Source organism: Microcoleus sp. Pol7_B2, assembly GCF_036701035.1.
In the GTDB taxonomy this organism is placed as follows: Bacteria; Cyanobacteriota; Cyanobacteriia; order Cyanobacteriales; family Microcoleaceae; genus Microcoleus.
In genome coordinates, this window is sequence record NZ_JAUBQB010000028.1 from 52,254 (window position 1) to 73,225 (window position 20,972).

A 20,972-nucleotide genomic window follows, 5' to 3' on the forward strand; every position below is an offset into this window, starting at 1 on the left:
ACGGAGTGCATGAGTGAGAAACGATCGCAGAAAGATTAACTTTATAACTCTTAACTGGCAGCTCGCAACTCATAACTTCCTGAACCCCAATCTAAAATCTAAAATCTAAAATCTAAAATTGATATGACAAGGGGAAAAAGAACCCAAGCTCCCGAACTGGAAGTCACACTACTGCGCGAAGGTATTGTGGAATCGAGGCACCGCGCCCAGGCCGCTGTCTGCGACAACCGCGGGCGCGTTCTGTCTGTTGCTGGTAACTCGGAAACGGCCTCATTTGTCCGTTCTTCACTCAAGCCTTTTCAAGCTTTGGCGGTGACGGCGACTGGCACTTTAGAACGCTACGAATTGACCGATCGAGATTTAGCGATTATTTGCAGTTCCCATCAAGGTACGATCGAGCAATCGCGCCAGGTATTTAACGTCCTGTGGCGCTGCGACATTGACCCCTCTAAACTTCAATGCCCCATTCCCGAAGGCAAAAAGAGCGCCCTGCAATACAACTGCTCCGGCAAACACGCCGGAATGCTGGCTGTCTGTCAGCAACTGCACTGGCCTATGGAAACTTATTTGCGCCGCAAACATCCCGTCCAGCAGCTTATTTTGGGCAAAGTGGCTGACTTGCTGGCAATGCCTGCCGAAGAGTTTATCAGCGCTCGCGACGACTGCGGCGCTCCTACCTATCTGTTGCAGTTGGGGCAAATGGCGTCTTTGTACGCTCAGTTAGCCTCCGGCAACAATGTGGATATGGAACGGATTGTCCGCGCTATGACTCATCACCCGATGATGGTTGCTGGTGAGGGCAAATTTGACACGGAACTGATGCGCTTGACTCAAGGGGAATTGGTGAGCAAATCCGGCGCCGAAGGGGTGCAGTGCATTGGCCGCGTTGGCGAAGGCATGGGCTTGGCAATTAAGGTGACGGATGGAGGAAAGCGCGCTCAATTTGCTGTGGCGATTCACTTGCTCAAGCAGTTGGGGTGGATTACTCCAACGATCGCCGAAACTCTTTCGGAAACTTACCTCACTCTCAGTGACTTCAAGCGCTTGGAGGTAATCGGGGAAGTTTCGATGCTTTAGGGCGATCGAGACTCTGAGTCGATTTAAGCAACCCCTCCCATAATCTAAAAAGTTTTTTTGATTTAGGGGTTGCAATTTTCAGAAAGATATGTTTATATTAAAGAGAGACAAAGCGACGCGGGATAGAGCAGCCTGGTAGCTCGTCGGGCTCATAACCCGAAGGTCAGTGGTTCAAATCCACTTCCCGCCACCAAATTAAATAAGACACGCCCCGGCAACCTAAAAGTTGCTGGGGTTTGTTTTATGCCGTCTGCGATCGCATCTTCGACACATTGATAGCGTTTCCGGTTGCAGGAGCGACATGATATAGACAACACGGCACTGCCGTCTCGAAAGCTGTGAGTAATATTAATTCCGATGCTGCCAGATTTGAGATGAAAGCAGTTTATTTTAGGCCGCAAAAAAAAGGAGGACACAGCACTGCTGTGTCCCTACTGTATATTTGTATTTTTCTAATTGGGAGAAAATAAGACCCACCCCTCAACCTAAACACTCAACCCTATACTTTTAGACGACCGTTTGTGCAAGCTTTATTTGTCAAAAAATTGCAATCCGATATCCATATTTTTTAACTCAGGATTTTAAATTGCTAAATCGGCTGAGCTTCCAGCCAATCAAAAATTAGGTTTAACTGTTCTAGTGTTACTAACCCGTACTGCCACAGTACCATCGGCAGTTCGCTGGCATCTTGTTCACCGTGTCGGAGAGCAACGGCGATCGCCGAATTCGATATCGCCAACTCCCCCCGCAAATAATCGATAAGTTGAGCCTTTCCCATCACCTTCACCGCCAGTTTTATGCGCTATTGTAAAGATATGTATCTAATCGGTCTGTATCGGAAGTTTAATTGGTCTAATTTTAGGTTCACAATAGAGAACCTTGTGTGATCGAAACCGCACAAAACTTGTGATAAAACTTTGATAAAAAAGCGATCGCAGTCACAATAACTCCGAGAGTCAAAAAGTGGGTTCCGCGATCGCTCGCTTCAAATGAATTCATTTAAAATTGCTAAAGTCCTAGCTGAAGCTGAACTCCCGCTTCTGTACCGCTGTCGGTTTGTTTTGGAGGTAAAGGATTTCCTTGACGCTGGGCGTCCGAAGGAGTAGTAATAAATTCCAATGGACCCTCGATTTTGAGGCGAAATGTATCGCCCAAGCTTCTTTCCCTTCTAGCAGAATTAGCCGCCGTTTCTGGTACACCAATCAAGTTTTGGTAGTCAGAGTCTAAGGTTCTGTCCTCCACAGTCCTCAACGAGTCCCCAGATAAAGTCGTTTCCGAATATTGGGGCGCTGGTTGCAGTCTTTGTTGGGCGAGAACCGCCGGGGTCAAACCGATAAAAATTGAGCTTAGTCCGAGAGCAGTGCCAAGAGTAGCAATAACTGCGTTCATCATCCATGCCTCCGCTAGTTGCATCCTACTATGCGCTTATTGTACCGAGCCGGAATTAAGTTGCACTCTATCAAAAGTAGCTGCTTGTGGAGATATCAATTGCAGTTGCTGTGAAAACTTATAATTTTCGATCGCGCTATCGGTCAAATAGAACTGACGCAGCAACCGGGTTGAAACGCCAAAATACCTCATTTCAGGTATGAGTCAACCAAAAACTCGATTGGTTTGATTAGCGCGCGTCAGGAGTGGAAAAATAGTTAGTGCTGGACACACGAGCGGCGATCCATCGGTGGTTTTTCAAGAAAATAGTTCGTTGCAGACCGCCAAAACGCTAAAAAAACCTGGGTTGGAGATACCAGTTCAAAAAAAAATGCAACTGTCGGCAAATTCTAAACCCTTACAGAATCAGTCTTTCCCAATTCTTTAATTCTTTAATCTCAAATCTATAATAGTATAAGCGTGTAGAGTCAGTCCAGGATTGATACTGCATTCATCTCGATCGCCAATGTTCCCAAAGCTCCCGATCGCGCTAAGATGGCGGTAGCAGTCGTTAAAAATTCAGTTGCCAGCGGCAGATTCCGAGTTATTAACAGCACTTTGCCTACTAAAACCATCTCAACTTTAAAACCTGCGCTCATCAAGTTGTACTTGACCGGAATGTTGTCGGTTCATAATAATTCTGCTTTACCATGCCCATCAAATATCTGACCGACCCGATTTTAAAAATGTCGGGCAAAGTGCCAATTCGCATCGTCCTTGTTGTGCCTTTTGCCCTCCAGACTTTCGCTGCGGTAGGGTTGACGGGGTGGCTGTCGTTGCGGAACGGGCGCATAGCGGTCAACCATGTTGCCGCACAACTGCGGACAGAAGTCACATCGCGTATCAAGCAACATATTAATAGTTATATTGAAACGCCACACCAAATCAATCAGCTCAATCTCGATGCCATCCGTCTCGGCATTTTGAACGTGCAGGATGCTGATAATTTGCAACGCTACTTCTCCCAACAGATCAAAACCTTTGATAAAATTAGCTACATTCAATTCGCCTCTCAACAAAAAGATTTTATTGGAGTTGAACGCCTCGACGACGGCAAGTTGCAAGTTCAAATTTCTAATCAATCTACTGGCTATAACTTTCAAAGCTACGCGCCGTCAGAGTTGGGGGAACCAACCAAGCTATTAAAAACTACTCTCAACTACGACCCCCGCGTCCGACCTTGGTACATAGCTCCGGTGCAGGCAGGGAAACCGACTTGGAGTAAAATTTATACTTATTTTGACGCTCCCAAACTAGCGATTACGGCGGCTCAACCAGTTTATGGCGAGGATAGAAAACTGATTGGCATCCTGGGTTCTGATTTGGCACTTTCCAAGCTAAATCAATTCTTGGAAACTCTAAAAATTGGCCGTTCAGGACAGACTTTTATTGTAGAAAGGTCGGGGCAATTAGTGGCTACTTCTACTCTGGAACCGCCATTTATTGTTAGCAACGGCGTTCCGAAACGAATTGTGGCAACGAGCAGCAAGAATCTTCTAATTCGATCGACCGCCCGGTATTTGACAGAACGCTTCGGAGATTTGCACAAAATTGACAGATCTCGCCAGTTAGATTTTACGATCGACGGTCAACGACAATTTCTACAGGTGACGCCACTCTCAGACAGCAGGGGCCTCGATTGGTTGATTGTGGTGGCGGTTCCTGAAGCCGATTTTATGGAAAGGATTAATGCCAACACTCGGTATACTGTGGTGATGTGTCTGGGTGCTTTGGTGCTGGCAACGGCGATTGGCGCTCTGACTTCTAGGTGGATTGTTGTACCGATTCAGCGTCTGAGCAAGGCTGCGGAGGCTTTGTCGCGGGGAGAATGGGACGGGATGGCGGTAGATCCCCGCTTGATGGCGTCTGTAGATCGGGAGGATGAGGTGGGTGTCTTGGCTCGCTCTTTTAATAGGATGGCCGGTCAATTGGAAGAGTCGTTTACTACTCTCGAAGATCGGGTAGAATCTGCGATCGCCGACAAAAATGAATTAATTCTTTCTCTAAAAAAATCACAGCAAAAACTGGCTCTCCATCTTCACCAAACTCCTTTGGGAGCGATTGAATGGGATCTCAACTTTGAAGTAGCGGAATGGAATTTGTCAGCCGAAAGAATTTTTGGATATAACCGCTTGGAAGCAATGGGACGCCACGGAGTCGATCTAATAGTTCCTGAGAGTGCTAAGGAGTATGTTAGGCGACTATCTATAACTTTGCTCACTAATCAAGGAGGAATTAGTAGCATTAACGAGAACATCCGAAAGGATGGCAAAATTATTCTTTGCGAGTGGTACAATACGACTTTGGTTGATGCTGACGGCACGATCATCGGGGTGGCATCGCTGATTCAGGATGTGACTGAATTTCACAGTGCTGTGGAGAAGTTGCGGGCCAGCGAGGAGCGGTTTCGTCAGTTGGCAGAAAATATTCATGAGGTATTTTGGATTAGAGAACCCAATCAAAAGCAGCTACTTTATGTGAGCCCTGCTTGCGAAAAAATATGGAATTTGAGCTGTCAGAGTTTGCAGTCAGAACCGGAGGCTTTTTGGGATGCTATTCACCCGGAGGATCTCGATCGCGTCAAGGCTGCTTTTGAGAAACAGGTGCGGGGCGATTATGATGAGGAGTATCGGGTAGTGCGATCTGACTGTTCAGTTTGCTGGGTGCGCGATCGGGCTTTTCCAGTCTGCAGCCAAACCGGAGAAATTTACCGCATCGTCGGTATTGCCGAAGATATTACCCAGCGCAAATTAGCAGAAGAATTCCAAAAAGTCGCTCAAACCGCTCAAGCAGCAAACCAAGCCAAAAGCGCCTTTTTAGCTAATATGAGCCACGAATTGCGAACTCCCCTCAACGCGATTATTGGTTACAGCGATATGCTCAAAGAAGACGCCGAGGATTTAGGCTGCGAAGACTTTATCCCCGACTTGCAAAAAATTCAAACAGCGGGCAAACACTTGCTATCTTTAATTAGTGACATTCTAGATATTTCTAAGATTGAAGCGGGGCGGATGGAACTTTACTTAGAAACTTTCAATCCGGTTAATTTAATTGACGAGGTAGTTTCTACTGTCAAACCCTTGATAGATAAAAATTCTAATAAGTTTGAAGTTTATTGTGCTGACGACTTGGGAATGATGTATGCTGACATTACCAAAACTCGTCAAATATTGCTCAACCTGCTGAGCAATGCAGCCAAATTTACGGAACAGGGCACTATTACCCTCTGCATTGAAAGAGTTAAACATGACAGCTTAACCACTCAAGAAATAGCAGAACCTTCGGATTCAATAATTTTTCGCGTAGCTGATACGGGCATTGGGATTCCCCCCGAACAATTGCAGCATTTATTTCAAGCTTTTATGCAGGGCGACGCCTCAACTACGCGCAAGTACGGAGGCACCGGTTTGGGATTGACTATTAGCCGTCACTTTTGCGTGATGATGGGTGGCGATATGCACGTTGAAAGCGAGTTAGGTTGCGGTTCGGTTTTTACTGTGTGCTTGCCGGCCCGCGTTGAATTATTGGTCAGCAGTTAGTCTTGCTATCCGGGACGCAATTGTTAGACAAGAAACCAGGTTTATTGACAAAAAACCTACGCTTTTAGATAATTTATGAGCAATAAACCAAGGTGATGATAGGATGCAGCCTCAGTCTTATTCTAGTTAATTCGCCGTTTCTTCCCGCCCAAAAGTTGAGCTGTTAATACGCCGCCGACAAAGCCAAAGAAATGCGCTTGCCAGGAAACTCCCGGCTGCGAGGGCAAAACTCCCCAAATTAAACTGCCGTAGAAGAAACCGACAATTAAAGATAACAAAATAGAGGTAAAGCTGCGTTCAAAATAGCCCCGCAGCAGCAAAAAGCCGAAGTAACCGAAGATTAATCCGCTAGCACCAATGTGAACGGAATAGGGCGGGCCAGTCAGCCAAACTCCGAATCCGCTGACTAGCACAGTGACGGCACTCACGATAAAAAAGTCGCTCATTTCTCGCAGCATTATCAACCAACCCAATGTCACAAAAGGGAGGGTATTGGCGGCTAAGTGAGCAAAACTGCCATGCAGAAAAGGCATCAACAGGATGCCTTGAAGTCCGTCGAGGCTGCGGGGGCGGACTCCGTAGGCATTCAGCCTGCCTCGGAACAGGAATACATCGACAATTTCGATAATCCAGAGGAGGGAGACGAAGCCACCGAGAATGACGGCGTGGCTTTGCAATTCGCGGGTGATAGCTTTGGTTTCTGGGTTGCTCATGGGTGATGAGGGCGGTGATACCGATTATTTCTCATTGTAGAAGTTTCTGAGCGATCGCGAGCAAAGATTGTTGGGGCGAGGTTTCAGGGTTTTTTGCAGCAGAGCTTATTTAGAAATATGATAAGTTTTATTAAAAGTTCCGCATTTTCACGTATAGGATAATTCACCTCGATGCGTCACAATTGTAATTGAACTACAAAAGGAGAGTCAACCGAAGGTTGAAGCTAGAACGTAGAAGACAGAATTTTTACCCTATCAATCAATCGTTGGGCTTGAAATGAGGACACTTTTTAGAGCGCACACCGCCTTTAAAAAAAATCAGGAACTACTTTTCTCGCCCTAAGTCATTAATTTAAGAAGTTCAATCCGGTAAAACAAAACGAGATGCTGTAGATACTGATTGTAGATAATATGGGACAAGCTCTACAAAGAGTTATTGGCACCTCGTTATAAAAGAGGAACAGAGCAAAATGAACGTATTTGAGCATACAGTCTCCTACCGAACTCTGCCAAATTGGGTAGGATTTGGCAAACAAGAAACAGCCGTTAATGTCGCTACAAATTCTCAACCTTACGGTCAAAAGCCACACTTTGACCCCTTGCATCCGCTAAAAGAATGGCTTGATAACACTGCAATTAAAAGTCAAAAGTTGGCTCGGTTGCTGTGTAAGTTTATTCCCAGCCAGTGTCCGTTTGAGCGAGAAGTCAAAATTGGCGATCGCACCTTATTATCCATTCCGCCGCTGTGCAAGTTAAATCCGCTTTACGAGCAAATCGTTGGGCTGCGCTTTCGAGCTTTGTGTTATTTGGCTGACGAGTGTGGCGAAGATGTAACTCCTTATTGTTAATTCTGCAAAAACTTAAATTTCTCACTGTCTTTTCACCCTCCCTTCTCCTTGTTGGGGAGGGTTTTTGTTTTGTGTCGGCTTTCCAGGAACAAAAGTGCGGTCAATTTCTCGATCGCCCAGTAAATCAGTTTTGAATCAATTCTTTTTTTTCGTGATTGATAGTTATCTCAAGGGTGGTTGTTTGGGAGGCTTTTGTAGGGAGGAGTCCGGTTAGGTAAAACAACTATCAAGAGAGGATAATAGGTAAGCGTCAACAGAAGCGTGAACTGCATTCGTAGGAGGAGTAGCTATCACCCCTGAACAAAAGGAGCGTTTTAAAGCTTGTGCTAGCTTAAAACCGCGATGCTGCTGGTTCGCCTCTTGCCTAACTTTATTGGGTAATCTCCCAAAAGATGTACGGTTTTATCCCCTCTAGAGCCCTATGAGCTAGATACCATGAGAAAAGTGCCAAGGACATCACCAATCTATGTAGGTTGAGCAGTGGAGTGAGGCAACCAACAATTAAAGTTCAGTTTTACTCCCCACATTTTTCCCAAAATTGATATCTTAGTAATTGGTGCCAATATTGAAGCTATTTCAACAATATAACTAACACTAAATGTCCCAATCACGAACTCGGTAATTATCGACCGCAAATTATCAAATATTTTACGGATATAACTAATACCAAGTGTTGAAAAGAACGTTTTTTGCAGTAATTATTGCGCTTTTATCTTTTATGGTTGCACTCATCCTATCAGCTCAAAGTTCTGAGGCTGTCAATGAACTCTATGTATTTGGGGACAGTCTTTCGGATATGGGAATGGTGTTTCGAGCAAGTGGGGGTCAATATCCGCCTCGTTCCACTTACTTTCAAGGGCGTTACTCGAATGGTAAGGTTTGGGTAGAATATCTTGCCGATCGCCTAAAGTTGCAGCCTGAACGAGTTACTAATTTGGCTTATGGAGGTGCAACAACGGGGAGCGATCGCAATAGCCTTGTTCCTGGTTTGTTAGCTCAAGTTGAGTCATGGACTAAATCCCAAAAACAGGCAAACCCTCATGCGCTGTATGTACTGTGGGCGGGTGCAAATGATTATTTGCAGGGGGTAAATAATGCAAACCTTCCCGTTGAAAATGTGGCGAGGGCGATCGCGTCTCTTGCTGATGTGGGTGCCAAAAATATCCTGTTGGCAAATTTACCAGATTTGGGGCAGTTACCGGCGACGCGAACCGGCGCTAATTCTGCAAGGCTCACGGCATTAACACAAGCACACAATCAGGGGTTGAGGCGAACGGTTAAGGTATTAAGTCAACAGCATTCTGACTTAAAGATTGCGACTCTGGATGCTAATGCGCTTTATCGGGAAGCCATTACTTCTCCGGCTAAATATGGCTTGACTAATGTGACGAGTGCGTGTTTATCCGGTGGAGGTGTTTGTGGTAGTCCCGATCGATTTTTGTTTTGGGACGGCATTCATCCGACGACGGCCGCACACAGGATTTTGGGGGAAGCAGCCTCCGCGATTGTGCAGGAGAGCGGGATGATTAAATCGGAATTGGGGATGCTTCGGTAAACCATTTTAAGGCTGGACGGGCGATCGCCACAATATCGGGATGCTGCCTTTTCGTAGAGGTTGACATAATTTTTTGCATGAGAGCAAGATTGGCTCATCTGATATTGTAGAAATTTTCCTCGTGGGCGATCGCCCTTGGTTTGAAAAGGGCGATTCCCTACGAGATAGCTACCCTTCTGGAAAGCTTCGCGAACGCTTTACGATTAATTTTTGATATTTAGCTAAACTCTAGGTGATGCTAATGTCTGCAACCCAACAACAACTAGATCGCCAAGGTTTTTAACTAGAGTTTTCATTGCTGGTTTTAAACCCCAGTCTTTAACTTTAGTAGGTGAAAGCGCACCATGTGCAGTGGTATTTCTTAAAGCCTTGGCTAACATAGTAGCATTAGCCCAATCTTCTATCTGATTGCTATTAACAAGCCAGTTTTTAATTTGATTTCGATCGCCACGTTCAACACCAAGAAAATCTAGAAGTTCCTTACCTGTTCCAGATGGTTTTGTAAGCCATTCATCAAGATTTTTTCTGGTGGTATCAGGTGCTTTTAAGGGAATATAATCAGGGAGATTGCATTTAGATGTAAAATCTGTAACGTCAGCTAGAGTAAGACCTGACTTGTTTTCTCTCAGATTCATTAATGTCTTTGTAACACTTTCAAATCCACCGTAGGCCATCACCAGTTGCCACTGAATGCCTCTTGCATTAGCGGTAGAAGGGTTGTTTGGTAGAATCTTACCTGCCACAGGATTATCCCATTCAACAGCAGCTTTGGTCAGGTTAAATCCTATTGCTAGAGCTGTTATCACATTATCAATATGCTGTGGATTTTCACTATGATTTTGATTGAATATGGAAAGTCTCCCTTGTATTTCTGAACACTTATCTGGATCAGTTAACCAAGATTCATTAGGGTCAACCATCGCCCATATTTCCTTCCAGCCATCGTCTTGAGTAATATCTGGCATTTTTCCTAAGTCAACTTTATCGTAAATTAATCTATTTGTTTGATAAGCTGATAAGCAAGGGCATCCACAAGAGATGCCCTTACCCAACTAACTACGCGCCGACAGATTCCTTCGCTGCGTACAGCACCTCAACGGTAATCTTATCAATCCCCCGATCGCGCGCAAACTTCTCAGTATTGCGCTTCACCTTACCCCGCACAAAACCAGGGATTTTATTCAACTCAGCTTGTCCATCCTTCGTCCAACCCATATCAGAATCAGCCGAAATTCCCTTCGTAATCACTTCCTTGGTATCGTGACCGCCGAAGATTTCCAGCAAGTGGTCTTCCATGCCCAAAGTAAAGGAATTGTAGACCAAATCTACGCACTGATTCGTACCTTCATAACCCAAAAATGGCTTGTAGCCGATCGGGAAATTTTGGACGTGAATCGGTGCAGCAATTACGCCGCAGGGAATATCCAACCGCTTACCTACGTGGCGTTCCATTTGGGTACCGAAAATCGCCGAAGGTTCCGCTTTGGCGATCGCATCCCCGATCGCCCCGTGATCGTCGGTCACCAGCACTTCATCGCAATACTCGCTAACCTGTTCCCGGAACCAGTCAGCGTCGTGTTTGCAGTAGGTTCCTGCCCACACAACGTGGATTCCCATCTCGCGAGCCAAAATCTTCGTCATCGCCGCAGCGTGCGTATTATCGCCAAATACGACGGCTTTTTTGCCCGTTAAGTTTTGGCAGTCGATCGATCGCGAAAACCAAGCAGCCTGCGACACAAATCGAGTTTGTTGGTCAATAAAATTTTCGTAATCAACATCCGCACCTTGAGCGTTTAAAACTTGCTGAATCTTGCGGATACAGCGCGCCGTTTCCACCACACCCATCGGCGTAATATCCACCATCGGCGTACCGAATTCTTTTTGCAAATACTCCCCGGCCATCATCCCCAATTCCCGATAAGGAACCAAGTTAAACCAAGCGCGGGGCAGTCTTTTTAAGTTATGAACCGAAGCACCCTCGGGAATAACTTCGTTGACTTCAATGCCCAAATCTGCCATCAAACGCTTCAACTCGGTGCAGTCGTGCTGGTTGTGGAAACCCAGGGTAGACATACCGATAATGTTGACAGATGGTTTTTCGCTTTTGGCTTCTACTAAATCGCCTTTTTTGCGGGCTTTGTTTATGTAAAATTGGACGATTTGATCCAAAGTGCGATCGGCTGCTTGCAGTTCGTTGACGCGGTAATGGTTCACATCCGCCAGCAATACATCGCCTTTAGCATCCAATTGAGCTCTCTCCACGAAGTTTTCCAAGTCTTCTTGCAGAATGCTGGAGGTGCAAGTCGGGGTGAGCACGATTAAATCTGGGTGTTCTTCTCTGTCTTTGCGGGTGATGTTGTCCACCACCCGTTCCTGCGAACCCCGCGCCAGTACGTGTCTGTCAACGACGCTGGTAGTTACCGGGGTGAAATCCCGTTCCCTCTCCAGCATGGAACGCATGACGTTAAAATAGTCGTCTCCAATCGGTGCGTGCATGATCGCATGGACGTTTTTGAAGGAAGTGGCCACGCGCAAAGTGCCGATGTGGGCTGGGCCTGCGTACATCCAATAAGCCAATTTCATAGGTATTTTTCCTGGTGCTGGTTGAGAATTGCCCGATCGGGCGATTACTGCTAAATTTTAAGGTGGTTTCTGATTTTCTCACCGGATGAATCCTTTAGAAATAGTAACTTTCTGAGGATTTACAGATTTGGGAAATGCTCAAACGCTTTGTCTGCTTGGCATTTGACTCGCAATTCAAACAACTTTACCCGGGTTTTATGGCAATAATTCTTAATCTTTCCTCAAATTTTCTTAAAAGTTAGGCAAATTTGATTAATGTAGGGTTCGCTGCCGCGCACCAGACAAGGTGCAATAATCCTGCATTTTTTGTTAAATTTACTTTGCTTTAACGGTCAGTTAGAACTGTTAATCGATGAGCCAAAATAGATATAATTAAAGGAAATTGCCGCTCCCGAAGCAACACTTACTTCCCTCAGCGCCTCGACGGCGAATTGCAGTTAAGACTTGCACCGCCCGGTTTTTTTAGCACCCACAATTCGCCCCTTGTCACCGAAAAAATAAATCTTTCAGCACTTGCGTATTTTCACCAGATGTGATGGCGAACGGCTAAAATCAAGCAATTGCTTGGAAGCTGAGATGATTTAGTTGTCAGCGTGGCGATCGAGTATTAGAGTAAATCCTTGCACAACTCCTGTATTTGCCATCTTGTTAACCTAACTGCTGAGGTAACGAAAGCCCCAGCGTGCTTTTGTCAGCAGTAGCTCTTTGCTGTCAAGGCCTGCGTTCCCACACATCCCAAAAGATAGCTCTTGAGCGATAATGAAGAATAACATAGGATTTACGAAAAGAAACCCGATTTACACGAAAAAATCTTGGGTTTGTCAACGACTAGCAACGAAGGAACCGGGTTTCTAGCCCGCCGCGCGTCAGTCCTGTAACATTGACCAAGCACACCTAATTTGAGAGAACCCAACTATGATGGCAATTCCCGGCGTTGCAGTTCTCGCTCTCATTTATGAAAGCAGCACTTCCCTGGTTTACCGCGGCCACAACGAGCAGAACAACCAACCTGTTATTATCAAACTTATCAAAGAAGACTATCCGACTCCTGAAGAACTGAATAGATACAAGCGCGAATATGAGATCACTGCCAACTTGAGCCAGTTGGACGGAGTTGTTAAAGTGTATAAGTTGCAACAGGTTAGAAATAGTCTGGCAATGATCTTAGAAGATTTTGGCGGGGAATCTTTAAAGATATTTATGGGTTCCCAAAAATTTACCATCTTAGGATTTCTGACTACGGCTATCAAAGTTGCGGAAACTTTGGGCGAAATTCACGGAAAAAATGTAATTCATAAAGATATAAACCCTTCTAATATAGTTTTTAATCCGGCTACAGGACAAGTAAAACTAATAGACTTTAGCATTTCAACTGCATCCAACCTGGAAAATATTCCGAGTAAAAATCCCAATTTTCTAGAAGGCACTTTAGCCTATATGTCGCCCGAACAAACCGGCAGAATGAACCGGGTAGTCGATTACCGCACCGACTTTTATTCGCTCGGCGTGACCTTCTATGAAATCCTGGCAGGACAACTCCCTTTTTCCACTACAGATCCCATGGAGTTAGTTCACTGTCACATTGCCAAACAGCCAGTACCTCTCGCTGAAATTGCACCTGAAATTCCCCAAACTGTTTCAGATATTGTGATGAAATTGTTAGCAAAAACTCCTGAGGAGCGCTATCAAAGTGCTTGGGGACTAAAAGCCGATTTGGAATCCTGCCTGTTTCAGTGGCAAACATCTGGGGTTGTTTCTGAGTTTCCTCTCGGCCGCCAAGATATTTCCGACAAATTTCAAATACCTCAAAAACTTTACGGCAGACAGCGAGAAGTTGAAACTCTTTTAGCGGCATTTGAACGGGTAGCAGCAACAAATAATCGAGGCTACCGGACCGAAGATTCCCAAATTTCTGTCATCAAAAAAGAGAGCAAATCGAAAAAAGAAAGTCCCTTGTCAGTCCTGGCGAGAGGACAGCATAAATCCCGCAGCGAGATGATGCTGATTGCCGGTTATTCCGGCATTGGCAAATCTGCAATGGTGAAGATTTTAGACAAACCTATTACCCGCAGGCGTGGATATTTTATTTGGGGAAAGTTTGACCAATACAAGCGGACTATTCCTTACTCGGCTGTTGTCAGCGCTTTTTCGGAATTGGTGCGGCAACTGTTAACTGAAAGTGAGGCTCAATTAGCAGTTTGGCGCGAAAAACTCCGCACTTCCTTCGGTCAAAACGGACAAATTATTATTGATGTCATTCCCGAAGTTGAACTAATTGTCGGAGCTCAGTCTCCTGTAGCTGAATTGGGGCCGACGGAATCTCTGAACCGCTTTAATTTAGTATTTCAAAATTTCATTCGGGTATTTTGCCAGCCAGAACATCCGCTGGTCATTTTTCTCGACGATTTGCAGTGGGCTGATTCGGCTACTCTCAAGCTGATCGAATTGATGATGACAGATGAAGCTACGCAATATCTGTTTTTAATTGGTGCTTATCGGGATAATGAAGTTAGTCCTACTCATCCTTTAATGATGACAGTGGAGACACTGCGAAATCAGGAAGCTATCATTAATCAGATTGCTTTGTCGCCGCTGGGGGTCGAAAACATAACTCATTTGATTGCGGAGACTTTGCACAGCGATCGAGAATCTGTCAAACCTTTAGCTGAATTGGTAATCAGCAAAACCGACGGAAATCCTTTTTTTGTCAATCAATTCCTGCAAACATTGTATCAGGAAAATCTGCTAGTTTTTCACCCGCCACAGTCGGGTAGTAAAGGCGGCTGGCATTGGGATATGACTCAAATTGAACAGTGCGCTATCACTGACAATGTAGTAGATTTGATGGTACAAAAATTGAGGAAACTGCCAAGTTCAACGCAGCAAGTTTTGCGTTTAGTGGCTTGTTTGGGGAACGAATTTGACTTAAATACTCTTTCTTTAATTCATGAAAAAGAAGCATCGGAAACTTTTTCTCACCTGTTGCCCGCCATTAAGTCGGGATTGATTCTGCCAACTTCGGAATTGGAAAGCAAGTCATTAGATTACGTGCTGTTTCCGCTATTAATTCTGAATTATAAATTTTTGCACGATCGCGTACAGCAAGCAGCTTACGCTCTGATCGACGACTCGCAAAAAAAGGCAGTTCACCTGAAAATAGGCAGGCAAATCCTAGAAAACACTCCAGCGGAATATCGCGCTGACAGAATCTTTGAATTAGTCGATCACTTGAATGTGGCTCGATCGCTAATTAAAGACGATCGAGAATTAATTGAACTGGCAACGCTGAATTTAGACGCCGCCCGCAGAGCCAAAGATGCCACTGCTTATGTTGCTGCCTTGCAGTATTTGACCGCAGGCATGGACGGTTTGAGCGCCGATATTTGGGATGCCCACTACGACTTAGCCTTTGCCTTGCACATGGAGCGGGCAAATGTTGAGTATTTAAATGGTTTTTTCGAGAAGTCTGAAGAATTTATTAATATAACTCTGGAAAAAGCGCGATCGCCCTTAGAAAAGGTAGAAATTTACAACCTGCTGATCGTGCAGTACACCCTGCGGGCGAAGTACGAAGAAGCCGTTAAAGCCGGAATCCAAGCTTTGGACTTGCTAGGTATTGACTTGCCGCTAGACGGGCTACAAAAAGTCATATCCGAAGAATTTGCAGCAGCTACAAATATTTTAGCAGGTAGAGAAATAGCTTCCCTAATTGACGCCCCCGAAATGACTGTACCCGACAAAAAAGTTGCAGTCAAATTAATTACCAACTTGCTGACATCGGCGTACCTCAAAAATCCAGACTTGTGGAAAGTTAGCGTTTTAAAAGGAGTCAATCTTTCTCTACAATACGGTTTAGTACCCGAAGCCTCTCTTTGCTATGCTGGCTACGGTATGTTCTTAAACGCAGTTTCGGGAGATTACAAAGCTGCGTATCAATTCGGCTTGCTCTCGCTGAATCTCAGCGAAAAATCTGGCAATATCGGCTTGAAGTGCAGAGCTTGTTCATCCCTGGTCAGTATTTTTTATTACTGGTTCAATCACATCAAAGATTCCCACGCAATCAGCAATGAAGGATATCAAGCAGCTTTAGAATCTGGAGATTTAGAGTATGCGGGTTATATCCTGTCCAACCGCATAGCTAACTCATTTTTTCAAGGTAAAGAAATCTCCCAAATTCTCGCCGACACTAGCAGGTATTTGCAGTTCAGCCAAAAAACCAAAAATCAGCTCGTAACCGATATATTATTAGGGGTAGAGTTAATCCTGCGTAACTTGAGCAAACTAACTCCTGAAAAGTTTGTATTTGAAAGCGAAGATATCAGCGAAGCTGAATACGTACACAACTGTCAAGCTCATCAAAATTTGTACTCGCTCTGCCTATATCAGATTCGCAAATGCCAGGTAATGTACTGGTACGGCAACTTCAACGAAGCGCTACAACTAGCTTTTGAAGTAGAAAAACAGCTATCTTTTATTACCGGAGCGATACCCGCTACCGAATGGAATTTTTTCTTTTCTCTAACTTTAGCCGCCGTTTTCCCAAATGTTTCAGAAGAGAAGCAAAAGGAATACTTGGAAAAGTTAGAGGAAAACCAAAAACAGATGAAAATTTGGTCAGATAACTGTGCCGAAAATTTTCTGCACAAGTATCTTTTAGTACAAGCAGAAATAGCCCGAATTTCCAAGAAAGATTCAGAAGCTGTAGAACTGTACGATTTTTCTATAAATTTAGCCCAAGATAATGAGTTTGTTCAAAATGAAGCGCTAGCTAATGAACTAGCAGCTAAGTTTTGGTTGAGTAAAGGCAAGTATCAATATGCCAAAATCCACTTGCGCGAAGCTCACTCGTGCTACTTGCGCTGGGGTGCAGTTCGCAAAGTAGAAGATTTAGAACAGAAGTATCCGCAGTTGCGGGAAATGACGCCGCTCAACGGAAGTTTTAACAACAATCAAACTACCACAACTATTCATACTTCTACTGGCAGCGATGCGAGAGTGCTGGATTTGGCAACGGTAATGAAAGCATCTCTGGCGATTTCTAGCGAAATTGTCCTCGATAAGTTGCTGGCTTCTTTGATGAGAATCTCCTTAGAAAATGCGGGTGCTCAATTAGGTTTTCTGATTTTAGTTAGAGATGGTCAACTGTTGATTTCAGCTAAAGCGTCAGTATTTGCTGAAGATGTAGCTGTGCTGCAATTTACGCCTGTTGGAGACTATCATGATTTACCTGTGACGGTGATTAATTATGTGGAAAGGACTCGCTCGGATTTGGTGTTGAGCAATGCGGCGGCTGAGGGACTATTCACAGCCGATCCTTACATCGCTAAACACCAACTGCAATCTATTTTGTGTACTCCAATCATCAATCAAGGCAAACTAATTGGGATTCTTTATTTAGAAAACAATTTGACAGTCGGAGCATTTACTCCCCACAGATTGGAAGTTTTAAGGTTGCTTTCTTCCCAAGTTGCTATTTCTTTAGAAAATGCTCTGCTTTACAATTCTGTGGAACAGAAAGTGCAAGAACGGACGCAGGAGTTAAATGAAAAAAACGAGCGTTTAGAACAAACTTTGCGCGAACTCAAACTAACTCAAGCTCAATTAATCCAAACGGAAAAAATGTCTAGTTTGGGGCAAATGGTCGCTGGTGTAGCTCACGAAATTAATAATCCTGTAAGTTTTATCTACGGCAACCTTAATCCAGCTAGCGAATACGTTAAAGACTTGCTAAAATTGATTGAGCTTTACCAGCAGCACTATCCAGAACCTGCTGATGAAATTCTAGAAGAAATAGAAACAATTGAGCTGGAATTTTTGAGCGAGGATTTGCAAAAGCTGCTGGATTCCATGAAAGTAGGAGCGGAAAGAATCCGGGATATTGTGCTAAGCTTGCGGAATTTCTCGCGCCTCGACGAAGCGCAAATGAAGTCGGTAGATATCCATCAAGGCATCGACAGTACGGTGATGTTGCTGCAACCGCGCCTGAGAAAAGAGGGCGGGCGTTTGGGAATTGAGGTGATTAAAAATTACAGCACGCTACCACTAATTACTTGTTATGCGTCTCAGTTGAATCAGGTATTTATGAATATTTTGACAAATGCGATCGATGCTCTCCTCGTCGCAAGAGATTCCCCGGAAAACTCTCATCAACAGCCTACGATTACAATTTCTACAGAGGTGACAGACAGGAATTCTGTCATAATTAGAATTGCCGACAGCGGGCCGGGGATGAGCACTGAGGTGCTGCACAAGATATTCGATCCATTTTTTACAACTAAGCCCGTGGGTTCGGGAACGGGTTTGGGATTGTCTATTTCTCACTCGATTGTTGTGAGTTCTCACGGCGGAAAATTGACTTGCGTTTCTGCACCCGGAGAGGGGAGCGAGTTTATTATTGAAATTCCGATCGCCCCCAGGCAAGTTTTGTAATCGGCGCCACTCACTATTAACCAACATCCCCAAATCAATTCCAGTTATGAACCCTTAACAATCCGACCACGCATTGCGTTTACCTGATATCTTTCACCATTTTCATGAACAGGCTTTCCGGCCTGTTCCACAAAAAATGAATTTATTGTGGGGTGCGCCCCCGACCCCGCCCATAAAAACCTTATTTAGAATCGTGTAACATCTCAGTTTACTAAACTTTGAATTCGCAATTTTAACTAGGCGAAAACTCTGTAGCAAAGTCGAGCGATCGGGTTTTCCTAATAGGGCGATCGCCCTTTTGCAGTCGCCATGAGGACTGTCGATCGCGACGAGGTGGCAATGCTCCGATAAAGCATAAAAAGTGTCAGATTTTTCATTAAAAAAGTAAATATTGTGTGTAGCTTCACGATCGAACTGTAGATAGTAGATCATACTAAAATAAAAGTAATTTCAGAGCATGAATATACGTCACTTCGGCAAAACTAAGGCGATCCCATTGCAGCTAATACTGATCGTGCCATTTGTTTTGCAAATCTTTGGAGCGGTCGGTCTGGTGGGATATTTGTCGTTCAAAAATGGACAGAAAGCGGTAAACCACCTGGCGAATCGGTTGATGGATCGAACCAGCATTTCGGTGAATCAACATCTGGAGGCTTATTTATCTATTCCGCATCAAGTGATTCAGATTAACGCCGATGCGATTCGGATGGGATTGCTGGATGTGCGCGATCGCCAAACCCTCGGTAAGTATTTCTGGCACCAAATGCAGACCTATGACCTGAATTACATCGGCATTGGACTGACCACGGGTGAGGGAGTAGGAGCCGCACGCTACGACCCCAAAACCGTCGTGATTGATGATTGGACTCCCAAACCGCCGAATAATGTCACCAACTATGCCACCGATAACAAAGGCGATCGCACTCACGTCGTGACTATTTATGATTGGGACAACTTGCAAGAACCCTGGTACACCGAACCCATGAAAGCAGGTAAACCCATCTGGTCGCGGATCGTCACCGTAAATTATCCCAATTATCCCTACATCGCTGCATCCGCTGGTCGCCCCATCTATGACGCAAATAATCGCTTGCTAGGGATGGTTGGAGTCGATATCCATCTGTTGAAACTGAGCGATTTCTTACGGAATATAGATGTCAGTAGCTCAGGGCAGGTTTTCATCATGGAACGAAATGGGCTGTTGATCGCAAATTCTGCAAAAGAACAGCCCTTTACCACCGTCAAAGACGAGATTCGGCGTTTGAAGGCGATCGACAGTGGCAATCCCATCGTGCAGGGAATTGCCAAACAAATCCAGCAACGCTTCAAAGGGTTTCAATCTATTTCTGGAAACACCGATCTCCGACTTGATTTTCAGGGAGAACTCTACTATGTGCAAGTCACTCCCTGGCGCGACCAATATGGATTGGATTGGTTAGTGGTGGTGAGTGTGCCAGAAAGCGAGTTCATGGCACAGATTGATGCCAATACTCGCACCACAATCTTGCTCTGCTTAGCAGCATTGGGGGTAGCTTGTGGGATGGGCGTTCTCACCTCCGGCTGGATTGCGCGTCCGATTCTGCGACTGAATCGGGCGAGTGAGGCAATAACATCTGGCAACTTCGACCAAGCTGTAGAAGACAGCCGTATTCAAGAACTCAACGCCCTTGCCAACTCCTTTAACCACATGGCAAGACAACTGCGCGAATCGTTTACCGCCTTAGAAAAAAGTAATGCAGAATTAGAAGACCGGGTGGAAGACCGCACCGTTGAACTCAAAAACGCCCTAAGCGAGTTGCAACGCACCCAATCACAGATAATTCATAGCGAAAAAATGTCTAGTTTGGGGCAACTGGTTGCTGGAGTCGCCCACGAAATTAACAACCCGGTCAACTTCATTCACGGCAACCTCGTCCATACACAGCAATACACCCAAGATTTGTTAGAGTTCGTGCAGCTTTATCAACAGCACTATCCTAACCCTGCTGACGAAATTCAAATCGCAGCCGAAGAAATCGACCTGGAGTTCTTGCAAGAAGACCTGCCAAAAATGCTGTCTTCGATGAAAATGGGTACCGATCGCATCCGCCAAATTGTCCTATCGCTACGAAACTTTTCGCGGATGGACGAAGCAGACTTTAAACCAGTGGATATCCATGAGGGTATTAACAGCACCCTACTGATTTTGCAACACCGCCTCAAAGATAGACCGGAACGACCGTCTATTAAGGTGATTCAAGACTACGGTTCCCTACCCCTGGTGGAATGCTACGCCGGACAACTCAATCAGGTGTTTATGAATATTCTCAGCAATGCGATCGATGCTCTCCTCGTAGCAAGAGATCACCCGGAAAAATCTCATCAACAGCTTGCTATTACAATTTCTACAGAGGTGACAGACAGGAATTCTGTCATAATTAGAATTACCGACAGCGGGCCGGGGATGAACACTGAGGTGCTGCACAAGATATTCGATCCATTTTTTACAACTAAGCCGGTGGGTTCGGGAACTGGTTTGGGATTGTCTATTTCTCACTCGATTGTTGTGAGTTCTCATGGCGGAAAATTGACTTGCGTTTCTGCACCCGGAGAGGGAAGCGAGTTTATTATTGAAATTCCGCTTGCCCCCAGGCAAGTTTTGTAATTGGCGCCACCATCAACCCACAGCATGGCTGAAAGAGTAATGATGCTTCAGGGAAAATTGAAGAATAAACGTCTCTACCCTGGCGGGGTGACAACCCCGCTCAAAGCCAGATAGAATAAGGATTTGACTGGATTATGGTAAAAAAAGATAGGTCCG

The 20,972-nt window shown here is 45.0% G+C and carries 12 protein-coding genes and 1 tRNA gene; 7 read left to right on the forward strand and 6 right to left on the reverse strand.

All coding sequences use genetic code 11. The annotated features are described in order from the left end of the window. Positions 1-123: 123 nt before the first annotated feature. A complete protein-coding gene (locus QUA57_RS13360) occupies positions 124-1,077 on the forward strand; it encodes an asparaginase (RefSeq protein WP_172189952.1) in 954 nt (317 codons plus the stop codon). A 116-nt stretch (positions 1,078-1,193) separates the two neighbouring features. Continuing rightward, positions 1,194-1,270: transfer RNA gene (locus tag QUA57_RS13365), tRNA-Met, on the forward strand. A gap of 396 nt (positions 1,271-1,666) precedes the next feature. Here QUA57_RS13365 and QUA57_RS13370 read toward each other — a convergent pair. The 3 genes from QUA57_RS13370 to QUA57_RS13380 form a co-directional block, all read right to left on the reverse strand. After that, positions 1,667-1,855 (reverse strand): DUF2949 domain-containing protein, encoded by a 189-nt coding sequence (locus QUA57_RS13370; protein WP_333061398.1) that lies wholly within the window; start codon positions 1,853-1,855, stop codon positions 1,667-1,669. A 230-nt stretch (positions 1,856-2,085) separates the two neighbouring features. Then, the gene (locus tag QUA57_RS13375) at positions 2,086-2,469 is read right to left on the reverse strand and encodes a hypothetical protein (protein WP_333061399.1); all 384 of its coding nucleotides are present in this window, start codon (positions 2,467-2,469) and stop codon (positions 2,086-2,088) included. Positions 2,470-2,933: 464 nt separating this feature from the next. Next, positions 2,934-3,104, reverse strand: coding sequence for a hypothetical protein (locus QUA57_RS13380; RefSeq protein WP_333041716.1), 171 nt, complete (start codon positions 3,102-3,104; stop codon positions 2,934-2,936). A 51-nt stretch (positions 3,105-3,155) separates the two neighbouring features. Here QUA57_RS13380 and QUA57_RS13385 point away from each other — a divergent pair, with 51 nt between their 5' ends. Then, on the forward strand, positions 3,156-6,044 hold the full coding sequence (locus QUA57_RS13385) for a PAS domain S-box protein (RefSeq protein WP_333061401.1): 2,889 nt from the start codon (positions 3,156-3,158) through the stop codon (positions 6,042-6,044). Positions 6,045-6,166: 122 nt separating this feature from the next. Here the strand turns inward: QUA57_RS13385 and QUA57_RS13390 are convergent, their stop codons facing one another. Then, positions 6,167-6,757: a rhomboid family intramembrane serine protease gene (locus tag QUA57_RS13390; protein WP_333061402.1), complete on the reverse strand. Its 591-nt coding sequence runs from the start codon at positions 6,755-6,757 to the stop codon at positions 6,167-6,169. A 470-nt stretch (positions 6,758-7,227) separates the two neighbouring features. On the opposite strand from QUA57_RS13390, the gene QUA57_RS13395 reads away from it, so the two are divergent. After that, positions 7,228-7,605 carry a Mo-dependent nitrogenase C-terminal domain-containing protein gene (locus QUA57_RS13395; RefSeq protein ID WP_333041720.1) on the forward strand — a complete coding sequence of 126 codons (378 nt, stop codon included), beginning with the start codon at positions 7,228-7,230 and terminating at the stop codon, positions 7,603-7,605. 718 nt (positions 7,606-8,323) lie between these two features. Next, entirely contained in the window at positions 8,324-9,160 is an 837-nt protein-coding gene (locus QUA57_RS13400) for an SGNH/GDSL hydrolase family protein (RefSeq protein WP_333061403.1), read from the forward strand. 221 nt (positions 9,161-9,381) lie between these two features. Here the strand turns inward: QUA57_RS13400 and QUA57_RS13405 are convergent, their stop codons facing one another. After that, a complete protein-coding gene (locus tag QUA57_RS13405; protein WP_333061404.1) occupies positions 9,382-10,125 on the reverse strand; it encodes a hypothetical protein in 744 nt (247 codons plus the stop codon). Between the two features lie 91 nt (positions 10,126-10,216). Next, positions 10,217-11,743, reverse strand: coding sequence for a ferredoxin:protochlorophyllide reductase (ATP-dependent) subunit B (gene bchB, locus QUA57_RS13410; RefSeq protein ID WP_190659189.1), 1,527 nt, complete (start codon positions 11,741-11,743; stop codon positions 10,217-10,219). A gap of 915 nt (positions 11,744-12,658) precedes the next feature. Between bchB and QUA57_RS13415 the strand changes: the two genes are divergently transcribed. Then, a complete protein-coding gene (locus tag QUA57_RS13415; protein ID WP_333061405.1) occupies positions 12,659-18,172 on the forward strand; it encodes an AAA family ATPase in 5,514 nt (1,837 codons plus the stop codon). A 457-nt stretch (positions 18,173-18,629) separates the two neighbouring features. Continuing rightward, entirely contained in the window at positions 18,630-20,816 is a 2,187-nt protein-coding gene (locus QUA57_RS13420; RefSeq protein WP_333061406.1) for an ATP-binding protein, read from the forward strand. Positions 20,817-20,972: the final 156 nt, after the last annotated feature.

Excerpts from the sequence above, each read along its gene's own strand:
- QUA57_RS13390 (WP_333061402.1), bottom strand. The coding sequence starts at position 6,757 with ATGAGCAACCCAGAAACCAAAGCTATCACCCGCGAATTGCAAAGCCAC.
- QUA57_RS13360 (WP_172189952.1), top strand. The coding sequence starts at position 124 with ATGACAAGGGGAAAAAGAACCCAAGCTCCCGAACTGGAAGTCACACTA.
- bchB (WP_190659189.1), bottom strand. The coding sequence starts at position 11,743 with ATGAAATTGGCTTATTGGATGTACGCAGGCCCAGCCCACATCGGCACT.
- QUA57_RS13370 (WP_333061398.1), bottom strand. The coding sequence starts at position 1,855 with ATGGGAAAGGCTCAACTTATCGATTATTTGCGGGGGGAGTTGGCGATA.
- QUA57_RS13415 (WP_333061405.1), top strand. The coding sequence starts at position 12,659 with ATGATGGCAATTCCCGGCGTTGCAGTTCTCGCTCTCATTTATGAAAGC.
- QUA57_RS13375 (WP_333061399.1), bottom strand. The coding sequence starts at position 2,469 with ATGATGAACGCAGTTATTGCTACTCTTGGCACTGCTCTCGGACTAAGC.
- QUA57_RS13405 (WP_333061404.1), bottom strand. The coding sequence starts at position 10,125 with ATGCCAGATATTACTCAAGACGATGGCTGGAAGGAAATATGGGCGATG.
- QUA57_RS13420 (WP_333061406.1), top strand. The coding sequence starts at position 18,630 with ATGAATATACGTCACTTCGGCAAAACTAAGGCGATCCCATTGCAGCTA.
- QUA57_RS13385 (WP_333061401.1), top strand. The coding sequence starts at position 3,156 with ATGCCCATCAAATATCTGACCGACCCGATTTTAAAAATGTCGGGCAAA.
- QUA57_RS13400 (WP_333061403.1), top strand. The coding sequence starts at position 8,324 with ATGGTTGCACTCATCCTATCAGCTCAAAGTTCTGAGGCTGTCAATGAA.
- QUA57_RS13380 (WP_333041716.1), bottom strand. The coding sequence starts at position 3,104 with ATGAGCGCAGGTTTTAAAGTTGAGATGGTTTTAGTAGGCAAAGTGCTG.
- QUA57_RS13395 (WP_333041720.1), top strand. The coding sequence starts at position 7,228 with ATGAACGTATTTGAGCATACAGTCTCCTACCGAACTCTGCCAAATTGG.